Here is a 12042-nt window from a genome sequence, read left to right as displayed (position 1 = left end):
TGATTGGCGCGGTGCTTATCGTGGCGGTCGTGATGGGTTTGTTCATGGGCTCACTCTATCTCAAGGCCGAACGCTACAAGGCGGAGCGCGATCACGCGGTACTGGCGCAACAAGTCCTGCAAAGCGATCTCGATGCACTCACCCAAACCGTTCGCAACCAGGAAGCCGAAAAGCAACGCCTTAAGGCCGAATATCAACGCCTGGTCCTGCTCAATCAACGCAACGAACAAGCCAAAGCGGCGATTGGTGCCGCCTATCAACAGCAACTGACCGCGCTCGATGCGCTAAGGGCTGAGAATGAACAAGTTAAACGCTGGGCTGATAGTCCTGTGCCTAACGATATTAAGCGGCTGCTGCAGCACGGAGCCGATCACTCGAACGGTGACAGTGACCAAAGTGCAGCTAGAGCCACCACCCGAATCGCTCATACCCAGTTGCCCGATACCCCGCTTTACTGGCAACACCAATGCCGAGCTGACCGAATACACACTGGCCTTACTTAAAACCTTGAAGCAATGCCAGAGCGATATTCAACAGCTCAGGGATTGGAGAAGCGGAGTAACCCAACCATGACAGAGCATCTTAGTACCTCGAAAACTCTAGCCGCCCTTAGCTATTCAGCGTCCGCCGGTACCATTACTGGTGGCGTTTTTTCCGTTCACGATTTTGCCGTTTACTGCGGGATAGTGCTCGGGGTACTGACCTTTGTTGTGAACTTTATTTATCAAGTGCTCAAAGACCGTCGCCATAAGCGTGAACACTTACTGACGATGGAGATTAAAGAGCGCGAATTGAAGCAAGCCGCATCCGATGGCCAAAGCTGATGAATTCGATTGGTCGGGATACACCGGCCAACAGCGCAAGTTCGTGCTTGCCTACATCGCAGACAAGAAACACTGCGCTACCCACGCGGCTGAAGAAGCGGAATACAAGCATCCCAAAGTGAAGGGCTCGCAGCTGCTTAAGAACGACAAAATCAAAGCGGCAATCGCTTGGCACATGGAGCGGCTGTGTACTAAGTACACCGTCACTGCCGATCGCGTGGTTCAGGAGCTGGCCAAAATCGCCTTCTTTGATATGCGCGAGCTCTACCACGACAACGGACTGTTAAAGCGCCCGGACGAATTACCGGCTGAAGTCGCTGCGGCACTGTCGGGAATTAAAACCCGAGTGGATGAAGAAGGCATGTATATCGAGCACGATTATCGCACCAGCTCTAAGTTGCATGCGCTCGAGCTGCTGGGCAAGAACCTCAAGATGTTTACCGACAAGATCGACCTGAACATCAAGCGCCCGTTGGTGGAAATCAACTTGATGGGGCGCGGCAACAAACCAAAGAGCTAGCGCATGGCTCAACAGAAATATCGTTTCGACATTATTGCCCAGGGCGAAGTGTTGGAAGAGTACATGCTTGGGCGCGAACCAGTCACGATGCTGATGGGTCCGCTTGGCTCAGGCAAGACTTACGGCAGCTGCATGCGCGTGTTCAATCAAATGTGTGAACAGGCGCCAAACGCTACCGGCATTCGCAAGAGTCGCTGGATTGCGGTTCGTAACACCTACCCGGACTTGAAAGGCACGACCATCAAGGACTGGCAGGAGCTCTACCATAACGCCGATGTGCAACTGGGCAAGTTCAACATGGACTTTCCACCGACGCACAGCCTGAACTTTGATTTGCCGGATGGTACCACCGTTCAATCGGAACTGGTGTTTATGGCGCTCGACAGACCCGACAGCGTGAAGAAGCTGCGCGGGATACAAACCACCGGCTTTTGGCTTAACGAAGTCAAGGAGCTGGCAAAGCCAATTGTCGATATGTGCGACGGTCGCCACGGTCGATACCCGAGTGCAATGGATGGCGGTCCAAGCTGGCACGGCATGATTGGCGATTACAACGCGCCGGATGATGATCACTGGCTTTATGAGTTAGCCGAGAAGATTAAGCCTGAAGGTTGGCACTTCTTACGACAGCCCGGCGGTGTGATTGAGCACGTTCGCGGTGAAGGCAAGAACCGCTATAGCGAATGGGTACCAAACCCTGACGCTGAGAACCTGAATAACTTGCCTGATGGCTATTACATTCGCCAAGTCGAATCGAAAGCCGATGACTGGATTCGCGTTAACCTCGCCAATCAATATGGCACCGTGGCGGACGGTCTACCGATTTATCGCGGTCAGTGGAACGATGTGCTGCACGTATCGAAATTCAATCAGCTGCCGCTACCCAAGCACGGCAAGTTGCTGATGGGTTTTGACTTCGGACGCACCCCGGCTTGTATCCTGGGCCAATTGACCCCGAACGGTCAGTTGCGCGTCATTCGTGAGTTCATTTCCGAAAACATGGGGATTCGGACCTTCTTGGACGAGTTGATCCCAATCCTCAAAAAAGATTACCCCAACATGCCCAAGGCGTGCTGGGAAGCGTATTGCGATCCGTCAGGGCTCGGTAAGTCGGACACCGACGAGAATAGCCCGATTGAGATCTTAAACACCGAATACGGCATTTTGGCGTATGGCACCACCTCGAACAAACCCGAGAATCGCTGGGAGTCAGTGCGCTACTTCTTGAACAATGCCGAACGCGATGATGCGAACTTTGTGCTCTCGCCACAATGCTCCGTATTGCGCAAAGGCTTCAACGGTGGCTATCAGCTGCGACGCATTCAAGTAGCCGGTGATGCTCGCTACACCAGCATTGCCGACAAGAACAAGTTTTCTCACCCGCATGATGCGCTTCAGTACCTGTGCCAAGGGGCTCAGGGCGAAGTGAACTACGCGGCGACCGACGAGTTTTACGGTGGACAGCCACCGACCCAAACCGCCGACTCACTAGCAGGATATTAACCCCATGAGTGACAGCCCGAAGAACACTTATCGTAAGAATTACGAACATGAGTACGACCCGAAATCTAAGGTCGATGCGCTTGCGATGGACTTGGAGCTAAAACTTTCTGACACCATGACAGACCGCAACCTTGTGGAAATGCGCATGGTAGAAGACTTGCGCAACTACAACGGCATTTACGATCCCGAAACGCTGAAAGCCATCAAAGAGAACGACGGTTGCCAGGCATTCATCAAGCTCACTAAAGCCAAGACCAACGCCGGTAAGGCGCAATTGATTGATTTGCTGTTTCCCAATGACGATAAGAACTGGGGCATCGACCCTACGCCCGATCCTGATTTAGCGGCAATGGTGGAAGACGAAGAAACCCCGTTCCGTGAAGGCGATTTTCAGTTTAAAGACCAGCAAGGCAATATCGTTTCCCGCTCACAAGTCGCCAAGCGCAAGCAGGCTATGGTCGATGAAGCGTGCGACAAGATGCGACAAAAGATTGATGACCAGTTGGTCGAAACTCGCTACAACGCCAAATCACGCCGCATCATTCATGATGCCTGTGTGGTTGGTAGTGGTGTGGTTAAAGGTCCGGTGGTACTGGGCAAGACTGACAAGGTTTACCTCAATACGCCTGAAGGTTTTCAGCAAGTGCTCAAGCACAGCTTTGTTCCGGGCTGCGAAGTGGTACGCCCTTGGGATTTCTTTCCGGATATGTCTGCCAGCACGATTGAAGAAGCTGAGTTCGTATTCGAGCGCCGTTTTCTTTCGCGCAAGCAAGTCCGCAACTTACCGCGCCGTCGAGGCTTTGATCGGGACCGCGTAAAGAAGCTGCTGGCCATGACAGCGCAGCAAACACAGCATCGCTCCACCTACATGGATGACATTCGCACCTTAGCCGGTTTGAGTGACACCTTAAACGATACCCGCTTTGAAACGTGGGAGTATCACGGTCCGATTGCTCGCGAAGTGCTTGAAGAGCTCGAAGTGATTGAGCCGATGGACGAAGAGCATGAGGATTACCAGGACGAGATTGATGCCGTGGTGTTCTACTGCGGTGGCATTGTTCTAGGCGCCAAACTCTCGCTGATGGAATACAGCCAAGCGATGCCTTATCGCGTGTTTTGCTGGGAGCCGGATGATGCGTGTATTTTTGGTTATGGTATCCCGCGTTCAGTACGCGACGAGCAAAGCATTATCAACGCCTTCTGGCGCATGATGGTGGATAACGGTGCCATTACCTCCGGTCCGCAATTGGGTATTCGTAAGGACCGCGTGAAGCCGCGTTCGGGCGAAGACTGGAAGTTGCGACCCAAGAAACTGTGGGAGCTCAACGGCAACGTTCAGGACATTAAGCAAGCCATGAGCGCGTTTGAGTTCAACAACCACATCGCTGACCTATCCAGCGTTTACCAAGTCGCTCGCGTGCTGTTTGACGAAGTTTCTGGCGTGCCAATGCTGCAACAAGGCGAGCAAGGCCCGGCCAGTCAAACCTTGGGCGGCATGAGCATGCTAATGAACGCCGCTAATACCGTTCGCCGTGAACAGGTGAAGTATTGGGATGATCATATCACCACGCCGCTAATCAGCGACTTCTACCACTTCAACATGGAACACAGCGACGATAACGAAATTAAAGGCGATTTCCAGATCCAAGCACGCGGCACCAGCGCTTTACTGATTAAAGAGCAAGTGGCGCAAGCGATGACCAATTTCATTAACACCGCTGGCAATAGCGAAGTCTTTAGGCCAGTGCTGGCGCTAAAAGCTACTGAGATCCTACGCGAATGGGCGAAGACTCAGCAGTTGCCGAAGTCGATTATTCCTACCGAAGACGAGCTCAAGGCTTATCACAAGCAACAGGAAGAGAGCGCTGGCCAACCGAGCGACCCGGCGATTGTGGTTGAGCAGATGCGCCAGCAAGGTCAACAAGCGAAGATGGCGTTTGAGAAGGAGTTAGCGCAACAGAAGCATCAAATGGATATGTCTGAATTGCACCTCTCTGCGCAAACCAAACAGCAAGAGATTGCCGCTAGCATGCAAGCTAACGAGTCTGCCGAGCGCATCGAAGTGATGAAGCTGGCCCAGGCGAAGCAAATCAATACCGAGAAGCTACTCACTGAGCTTGAGAAGATCCGAACTCGCAATCAGTTGGAGTGGGATAAATTCATGGCCGAAGTACGCATTAAGCAAAATGCCGGTCAAACCGCTAACTACGGCTTGGAGTAAGTCATGAGCCTTCTCACTTGGAGCAAAGTCGCTAAGCGCCTTGAGCGAGAGCGTCAGGAGTTGCTAGAAGACTTAGCCGAAATGCGCGACCCCATCGACGCCGCCGAGATCCGCGGACAGATAGCGCAGATTAAACACATTCTGGACGATTACCCGAGCACGCCTGAACTGGCAGACGACTAATCGCCCCTCAAATACCGACCGCCTTTTGGCGGTTTTTTTATACCCGCTGTTGAGCGGGTTTTTTTATGGACTGCAAAGAGGCACACCATGAGTAAAGACCAAGCACAACAGCAATCAAGCGCAGCCCCGACCGTGGAAACGGAAGAGGATGCAATCAACGCATTTAACGAATTAACCGAGGAAAACGCAGGCTCGAAAGACCCTAGCAGTACCGAGGATGACGTTAATGAGTTGGATCAGCCGGGCAATAAAGACGAGCCAAAGGCATCGGACGACGACACCCCAAACGACCCTCCTGGTGAGGAAGACATTTGGGCTGGCGCGACTGACGCACAACGCGAAGCCTTTAACGCTTTGGCACAACAGAACCAGCAGCTTCACAACGATGTGCAGGCCAATGCAGGCCGCGTTTCTGGTTACTCCCGCAAGGTGAGCGAGCTTGAAAAGCAACTGCAGCAAGCACAGCAGCCGAACGCCGGTTCTGGCGAAGGCAAACCCGAGGATGACCCTAACAACACTGACCCGGATCAAGGCGACTTGGCGGCTCAGTTGCGTGAGGACTTTCCCGAAATTGCCCAGTACATAGACGAACGATTAAGCCCGATAGAGCAGCAGCGACTTGCCCAGGAGCAAGCGCAGCGCGAGCAGTCGGAAGTTCAAGCTTTACTGCAACGTCACCCGGACGCAGCCACATTCCAAAGCGACCCCGCTTTTGGGAACTGGTTATCACAGCAGCCGGAATTCGTGCAAAAGGCGGCGAACTCCAAACTCGCCAGCGAAGTCAGTGGCGCTCTCGATCTCTATAAGGCGTCGAGCAGCTTCCAATCTTCGGACCAGAAGCCACCCGCTCAAGCCTCACAACAATCGCAACAAACCAAGTTGTCTCAGCATGCCGAGTTGCCCCGCAAAGGCGGAGCGCGTGCGCAAGTCGCTGATGACGACGTTGATCCGATTGATTACTTCAACCAAATCACTAGCTAACTCTAGGAGTCTGTTATGGCTAATACTTACGGCGATCTTGGTGCGCGTTTAGGCGCCTATGCCGAAAAGAAAATGTTGGAGCACGCTGAACCTATCATCGTGTTATCCAAAATGGGCTTGAACAAGCCTATGCCCCGCAACAAAGGCGAAGTTATTAAGTTTCGTCGCCCAATCCCGCTACCACCAGCGCTTACTCCGCTGACTGAAGGTGTGCGTCCATCTAGTACCGATTTTCGTTACGACGATGTAGAAGCCACCTTGCAGCAGCATGGTGCTTGGATGCCGCTGAGCGACAAGGTTAACGATCTGCATGAAGACCCAGTGGGTTCTGATATGTCGATGATGGCCGGTGAGCAAGCGGCGGAAACTGTCGAAATGATCACCTTCGGTGAGCTTATCGGTGGTACCAACGTGATTTACGCCAATGGCGTAAGCGCACGTAACCAAGTGGTTGCCCCGTTAACCATTCGCGAGCAGCGTCTAGCGGTTCGCACCCTGAAGGCGGGACGCGCCAAGAAGATCACCAGCATCTTATCTGGCAGCGTGAACTACTCGACCACTCCGGTGGAAGCGGCGTATGTGGCTGTGTGTCACACCGACATTGAAGCGAGCATTCGTAAGATGCCGAACTTCACCCCTGTTGCAGAGTACGGCTCTCGTAAGCCTATCTGCATGGAAGAGTTGGGCAGCGTAGAAGATGTGCGTTATGTGTCTTCACCGCTGTTTGACCCTTGGATTGATGCCGGTGCCGCGCACGGTGACACCGCTATTTCGACTGGTGGCACTAGCTCGGATGTGTATCCGGTGTTGTTCCTGGCGCAGAACGCGTTTGGCTGTATCCCGCTGAAAGGCTCTAAGCAAGCCGGTGGCGCGATCAAGCCGATGGTTCGCCAGCCTGGTAAGCCTGAGCATGGCGACGAGTTGGGCCAAAACGGTTCCGTTGGTTGGAAGACTTGGTATGTCGCCAAGATCCTCAACGATGCGTGGATGGTCCGTGTCGAGGTGGGTGCCGAGGTCGATCCTTCATAACCTAACCCCGCTATCTAAGGCTCCCTTTTTTGGGAGCCTTTTTTATGCCCAATTGGAGACAACCCCATGGCAATAACCAAAAAAACTTCGACTGCCCAGCTTGTGAAATACGCAGCTGAGACACACGGCGTTGATTTGAAAGGTCAAGACCGCAAAGACGTTATCGCGTTTCTTGAAGAGCAAGAACCGGCTCTATTCGAAGCAACGGCCAATCCAACTGCCGCTCCAAAGGCCGGTAAGAAACAACCGAGTAAAGTCACTCTTCGAGTTTTCTCAGATAACGACGAAGGCTTGAATTACATTCAGGTCATCTTCAACAGTGTGCCTTACCAAATTAAAAAGGACGAAGAAGTTACGGTGCCTTATGGCGTTTATGACATTCTGCGGAACGCCATCCAGAAGCGCTACAAAACAGTGAAAGATCCAGTCACTCAACAAAACATCCTGAAAGAGTCGAAGGTTCAACGCTGGCCTTTCGAACCGATTGCATTCATTGACTAGGGCTCGCCATGACGTTTTTAGAAATGGTCGCCCTGCTGCGACTGGAATCAGGTTTGTCCGGGCAGTCGCAGTTACTGACTACTGAAAACCAAAGCGGGATTAACGAGCGGTTGGTGAACTGGGTTCAGCAAGCCAACCGTGAAATCCAACAAGCTCAGGATGATTGGCGCTTTTTGTGGCGCCGTGATTCAAGTTCACTAATTGTGAACCAGTGGGAATACCGAGCCGGTGAGCTTGGTATCAGTACCCCAACCAAATTCAACAAGCTCAAGATTGTTCGCAACTTGCGCTTACTCGAATGGGAAGAGTGGGATGCCGAGTTTGACGGTCGCCAAGACGAAACCGGTATGCCAACGGTCGCGGTGATTGCACCGAATAACCGTATCTACCTCTACCCAACGCCCGATCAAGCCTATGACTTGCAGATAAGCTACCAGCGTATCTACAACAACCTAGTTCGGGATCATCATCGCAGCCTGGTCCCTGCTCAGTATCACGACTGCATCGTTTACAAGGCGCTGATGTATTACGCGCTGTATGAAAGTGACGATGACCTTTATACCAAGGCGAGCATGCGCTTTGGCGACCTCTACAATCAGCTGTGCATCGACCAGCTGCCTTCGGTAAGGGTTTAGCATGCGTCGATACAGTAACGCGCCGGTTCGCTTGTATGGCGGCTTAAACCTCGCCATGGCCGATAGCGATGTACCGCCGGGCATGTGTCGCCAGCTAACCAACATCGAGATAGACCCGCTTGGGCGCTATCGCCGCGTATTAGGCTTTGAGCGCTTTGACGGACGCAGCTCGCCCACCACGATTCAGATTGGTGATCTGCCGGATTACCCATTCCCCGATAACGAGACTGCACTGGCGGCGTTAGATGCTGCTATGGATGCGCAACGCGCTTTGATTCAACCAGTGCCAGGCGAAGGCCCGGTGATCGGCGCGTTCCTGTATCAAGGCGAAGTGTTTGCGATGCGCAACGAAGTCGGTGGCGCTGAGGCGAAGTTATATAAAGCCACCGCAACTGGCTGGCAAGTAATAGTGACCCCAACGCTAAACGCTGGCGGTCAACTCGAAACCCGCCTGATGAACTTTAAGGGCAACGCCGATGCCGTGAAAATCTATGGCGTCGATGGTAAGAATCCCGCCTTCTCATTTGATGGCACCACCTTTACCCAAATCGCCGGCCCCATTTCCCCGGATGCGCCAATCACCATTGAAGCGCTGCCTAGCCAAGTGTTGTTACTCGGCTATCGTGGCGGTTCGTTTGTGTACTCAGCGGTTGGTGAGCCGACTGACTTCACTGCCAACAACGGTGGTGGTGAAATCGCTGTCGGTGACGAGATCACGGCGATGGCAGTGCAACCGGATAACACTTGCGCGATTGGCTGTAAGAATCGTACCTACGTGCTTTATGGCACCAGTGATGCCGACTTTCAGCTGAAGAGCTTAAGCACGCGCATCGGTATGCGCTCCGGTACTGTGCAAACGATTAGCGATTCGGTGTTTGTCGATGATCGCGGTCTGACCCAATTGCACCGCATTCAAGAGTTCGGTGACTTTGACCAGGCACTGATTAGCCAAGCGGTCGAATCCCTGTTGGTGAACAAGATTGAGCAAATCACTTGCTCGATGGTCGTTAAGGCCAAAAACCAATATCGCCTCTTTTTCGATGACGGTACCGCGCTCTGCGTTACCTTCATGGCGGACGGTCAACCGCATTACTTCAAACTCAACTATCGCACCGCGTTCGCTTGCACCGCCTCTGGTGAAAGCCTAAGCGGCGAAGAGCTGTTATTTGCTGGTGGCAACGACGGCTATCTGTATCAACTGGATAAGTCTTTCAGCTTTGACGGTACCGAGTACCCCAGTGTATTGCGCACCAACCTGATGGACTTTGGCAGTCCTGAAATTAAAAAGCGCTGGCACAAGTTAGTTGTGGAATTAGACGAAGTGATCGAAGTGCAACTGCAGTCGCGCTTGTACTTTGACGAAGACAACCCCGATGCACCACCACAGCAATTGGTCTTTGGCTCTGGTGCGCTTTGGGACGTCGCGCATTGGGACCAGGCGCATTGGGCGAGCCGTTCGAGCGCTCGAGCGGATTTGTACCCCGAAGGCGTTGGCTGCAGCGTGGCGGTTCAGCTGGCCATGAGCAGCAAGCGCATGCCGCCGCACGTATTTTCCAAACTCCACTTACACACCAAAGTTCTTGGACGTAGGCGCTAAGGAGCAACCTCATGTCATTTACTCTGTCTTACTGGCAAAACGGCGATCCGTTTGTGCCGGATACCCTGATCGAAGCCGAAGAAATGAATGCCAAGCTCAACGGCATTTCGGTCAATTTGCGCCAAATCACTGAGCAGCTGAACGACAACCATTTGAAGCTACCTGAAAGCTTTGTCGGCTCGACCACTATCCCTGATGGCGCTTACGCGGATTCGCTGTTGCACATTAACCAGGATGGCGATGTGGATCTGATGCGTGTTTCAGAACTGAGCTCGCGCCAGCTTGAAGACATAGTGGACAAGTTGCACGACACCAACGCGCTATCGGTCACTGGTACGGATCACCGCACCTTCTTCATTCTCAATTACGAAGTACCGGCCAACCCGACCGTAGACGAGGGCAAAGTCATTGTTAACGTCGGTCGCACCGCTCGCGCATTGGATGGCGATATTGTGACCGGCGCGAATAGCGTCATTTTCTTTATGGTCGATACCGACGCGGAAGTTTGGTTTCAAGGCGACTCAATTTACAACGTTCAAGTGCTCTCGCCATCGGCAGCACGCGCCAACGGTCGCAACTCAGTCGTTGCACTGAAGAGCATTGGCAATGACCGCTGGGTATTGGTGGGCGACTTATATCCCGCCGAGGAACTGAGCGCATGATAAACACCTTTGATTTGTTGTTCGCGGTGTTATCTCACAACCGTCGCTTGGCGAAAAACTTGGTACCCACGGATTTGGCGCTAGTTAGCCAACAGTACCCAACCACTGCGCCGAGCGACGACCAAACCCCTGACGCCAGCGACAGCCTGACCGTCACTCATAACTTACACACTCACTCGCTTGAGGATGCGTAAATGAATAGCGCTCAAACCTTATCAGGCCAGTATCGTTTGGCAGTCATCACTAAGGACGGTGAGCGCCCGTTAGGTGAGCCGAGCTCTAACCTGGTCCTAAAAGCTTTTACCGATGCACTGCATGCCGGTTACGCACCGAGCTGCCCCGCGCACGCTGGTGGCGTTTTTGCTCAGTGTTATGTCGGTAGTGGCACCACACCACCGACCGCCGACGATACCGAGCTGGAAGCGCCGATAGCCTACAACTCTCGCTACGATCGCATGGCCATTGAAGCGAGCTATGACGGTCCAAGTAAAACCGCCGATTTTCGCGTGCTGATGCGTTATGAGTTCATGCCAGATACTGCCACCGGCACGATTGGTGAAGTGGGGATTTACACCAACGAAGGGATTTTGGTTAGCCGCGCTTTGATTCAAGACGGCGCTGGCGACCCAACCACCGTTACCGTGAATCCGGGCGAAGCCTTGGTGGTGTATTACGAATTCCTTGCTCCGGGCTTTTCGATGGAGTCTACCGGCACCGTCGATATTGCCGGGGTTCAAACCACGTTCACAGTGAGTAAGACCGGCGACTTAGGCGATGGCACTGAATACGCCTTACCGTGGCTGCAGAACTTAACCAACTCAATGAGCAAGCGCTTTAGCGAATGGTCTGTGCGCTCGCTCGACTTAGATACCAGCGTTCCTGGTTACTTAACCAATGGCTATGTGGTCGATGAAGCCGACCTGTTTTATCCGGTACGCATCACGCCAGCAAGTGAAGGCGATGGGCATCACGTTCGCAATCGCGTGCGCACCACACAAGCCAATGCCCAACCGTCAGGCTTCACCCGCTTGACCTTTGGCAGTCGCGAGATCACGCCCGAGGGCAATCAATGGACGGTGGTTTATAACCCACCGATCCCGAAAGACAACACCAAGGCTTTTGAAGTCGAAGCCACTTGCACCTATAGCGGAGCTTAAGCATGTTTCCCAACTATCCCCAATGGTCCGACATTACCGAAGCCGGCCCATACCCCATGTTTCCGTTTCCTGAGCCGCCAAATCTTCCGCACGCGATTCAGGACAAAGCAATTGGTCCACAGGCACTGGGCGACGACTCAGGCTTAAACAATCAACGTTATTGGGCAGTCGCTCAAAACGCCAATGGCGATGTAGTGCTATTCGCCGCCAAACAATCGTGAGGATGACA

At 53.1% G+C, this 12042-nt stretch carries 16 protein-coding genes; 15 read left to right on the top strand and 1 reads right to left on the bottom strand.

Going from position 1 to position 12042, the window contains the following annotated elements:
• Positions 1–50: 50 nt before the first annotated feature.
• Positions 51–266: a hypothetical protein gene (locus CLC93_RS17990; RefSeq protein WP_425439858.1), complete on the bottom strand. Its 216-nt coding sequence runs from the start codon at positions 264–266 to the stop codon at positions 51–53.
• A 31-nt stretch (positions 267–297) separates the two neighbouring features.
• On the opposite strand from CLC93_RS17990, the gene lysC reads away from it, so the two are divergent.
• From lysC to CLC93_RS14010, 15 genes are all read left to right on the top strand, one after another.
• Positions 298–573: an Rz1-like lysis system protein LysC gene (lysC, locus tag CLC93_RS17985; RefSeq protein ID WP_425439857.1), complete on the top strand. Its 276-nt coding sequence runs from the start codon at positions 298–300 to the stop codon at positions 571–573.
• Positions 570–824, top strand: coding sequence for an HP1 family phage holin (locus tag CLC93_RS14075; RefSeq protein ID WP_169903036.1), 255 nt, complete (start codon positions 570–572; stop codon positions 822–824). Before lysC ends, CLC93_RS14075 begins: the two co-directional genes overlap by 4 nt.
• Positions 811–1344, top strand: coding sequence for a terminase small subunit (locus tag CLC93_RS14070; protein ID WP_095506622.1), 534 nt, complete (start codon positions 811–813; stop codon positions 1342–1344). The genes CLC93_RS14075 and CLC93_RS14070 overlap by 14 nt, the downstream gene beginning before the upstream one ends.
• Before the next feature lie 3 nt (positions 1345–1347).
• Entirely contained in the window at positions 1348–2847 is a 1500-nt protein-coding gene (locus CLC93_RS14065) for a TerL (RefSeq protein ID WP_095506621.1), read from the top strand.
• Positions 2848–2851: 4 nt separating this feature from the next.
• A complete protein-coding gene (locus CLC93_RS14060) occupies positions 2852–5068 on the top strand; it encodes a portal protein (protein ID WP_095506620.1) in 2217 nt (738 codons plus the stop codon).
• A 3-nt stretch (positions 5069–5071) separates the two neighbouring features.
• A complete protein-coding gene (locus CLC93_RS14055; protein ID WP_095506619.1) occupies positions 5072–5251 on the top strand; it encodes a hypothetical protein in 180 nt (59 codons plus the stop codon).
• A gap of 87 nt (positions 5252–5338) precedes the next feature.
• Entirely contained in the window at positions 5339–6232 is an 894-nt protein-coding gene (locus CLC93_RS14050; RefSeq protein WP_095506618.1) for a hypothetical protein, read from the top strand.
• Positions 6233–6247: 15 nt separating this feature from the next.
• Positions 6248–7261, top strand: a complete 1014-nt coding sequence (locus CLC93_RS14045) for a N4-gp56 family major capsid protein (RefSeq protein ID WP_095506617.1) — start codon at positions 6248–6250, stop codon at positions 7259–7261.
• A 66-nt stretch (positions 7262–7327) separates the two neighbouring features.
• Entirely contained in the window at positions 7328–7762 is a 435-nt protein-coding gene (locus tag CLC93_RS14040; protein ID WP_095506616.1) for a hypothetical protein, read from the top strand.
• 8 nt (positions 7763–7770) lie between these two features.
• On the top strand, positions 7771–8397 hold the full coding sequence (locus CLC93_RS14035) for a phage adaptor protein (RefSeq protein WP_095506615.1): 627 nt from the start codon (positions 7771–7773) through the stop codon (positions 8395–8397).
• Between the two features lies 1 nt (position 8398).
• Positions 8399–9994, top strand: coding sequence for a hypothetical protein (locus CLC93_RS14030; RefSeq protein ID WP_095506614.1), 1596 nt, complete (start codon positions 8399–8401; stop codon positions 9992–9994).
• 11 nt (positions 9995–10005) lie between these two features.
• Positions 10006–10656 (top strand): hypothetical protein, encoded by a 651-nt coding sequence (locus CLC93_RS14025; protein ID WP_095506613.1) that lies wholly within the window; start codon positions 10006–10008, stop codon positions 10654–10656.
• Complete coding sequence (locus tag CLC93_RS14020; RefSeq protein ID WP_095506612.1) at positions 10653–10850, top strand: hypothetical protein; 198 nt, start codon at positions 10653–10655, stop codon at positions 10848–10850. Before CLC93_RS14025 ends, CLC93_RS14020 begins: the two co-directional genes overlap by 4 nt.
• Positions 10851–11813, top strand: a complete 963-nt coding sequence (locus tag CLC93_RS14015; protein ID WP_095506611.1) for a hypothetical protein — start codon at positions 10851–10853, stop codon at positions 11811–11813.
• Between the two features lie 2 nt (positions 11814–11815).
• Entirely contained in the window at positions 11816–12034 is a 219-nt protein-coding gene (locus tag CLC93_RS14010) for a hypothetical protein (RefSeq protein ID WP_095506610.1), read from the top strand.
• Positions 12035–12042 lie beyond the last annotated feature (8 nt).

It is taken from the genome of Paraferrimonas sedimenticola (assembly GCF_002282855.1).
GTDB lineage: Bacteria > Pseudomonadota > Gammaproteobacteria > Enterobacterales > Shewanellaceae > Paraferrimonas > Paraferrimonas sedimenticola.
This window is presented reverse-complemented; position numbering and strand designations above follow the sequence as displayed.